The organism is Streptomyces sp. NPDC054841 (assembly GCF_053611045.1).
On the sequence record NZ_JBSGZO010000941.1, the window covers coordinates 1 to 1,018 of the forward strand.

The 1,018-nt window shown below is 72.5% G+C and carries 1 protein-coding gene; it reads right to left on the reverse strand.

Annotated elements, in window-relative coordinates:
* On the reverse strand, positions 1 to 1,018 hold a 1,018-nt coding region (locus tag ACWGI8_RS44570), incomplete at both ends, for a hypothetical protein (protein ID WP_453669381.1).

A 1,018-nucleotide genomic window follows, 5' to 3' on the forward strand; every position in this document is an offset into this window, starting at 1 on the left:
CCCTTGCCGCTCGCCAACGGCCATTCGCGGTGGAGGCTGCCCAGCGGGATGCGCTTCTGGAAGATCGGCGTTCCGAAGATGGAGAGCTGGAGCTGGAGGTTTCCGCTCAGGTCGAAGCCGCCGTGGACGGCCCAGGAGCCGGTCACGCTCGCGGTTCCGTCCGTCGACGCGGTGGCGGTGACCTCGCCCTCGCCGCGGACGTAGGGGGCGAAGTCGGCGGCGAGGCCGACCATGCCGTACAGACCGACGGACGCCTCGGCGCCCATGGCGGCCTTCGCGCGGCCCGCGGCGGTGACGGTCGCCGTCACCGGGGTGCCCTTCACCTCCGAGGTGGAGACCGGCGTCCAGCCCTTGAAGGGCGCGTAGCTGCCGCCGACGCGGAAGTCTCCCTTGACGCTCTGCTGGACGTCGAGGGTGATGCGGCCGTCGGCCTCGATCTGGAGGTAGCAGGTCAGGTCGAGGTTGACGACGACGGGCACCGGGCCGACCTGGATCACCGGGTCGGCGTGGAGCTTGGCGAAGGGGAGGCGCTGGGTGGCCTTCGCGGACGCGCGGCCCTTGAGCGCCCACTGGGCACTCCAGTCGCCGGTCATGCCGAGGAACGCGCCGTCGGGGCCGGGCTTGCCCGCCTGGCCGTTGGCGCTGCCGTCGTAGGAGAACTCCACCTGCGGTGCCAGCTGGACGTAGCCGGAAACGGATGCGGCGGCGGACACGGGTGCGTCCTCGGGGGTGGCCAGGGCCGCGCCGACGTCGAGGCGCAGGCTGCCGAGGGGGAGCTTCGCCCCGCTGGGGCCGAACGTGACGCCTCCGGTCTTGGCCCAGGAGAGCTTGACGCCCTTCACCAGGGGCTCGACGTCGAAGGTCGACGGGTCGACGGGGACTTCGCCTTCGGCCTTGTCGTCCGCGAGGAGCGCGCTGAGCGTGGCGGGCTTGGTGGAGACCTCGGTGCCCTTGTCCGTACTGCCGACGACCTCGGTGACCTCGGCCAGCAGACCGTCGGGCGCGCCCGGTGCGGGCG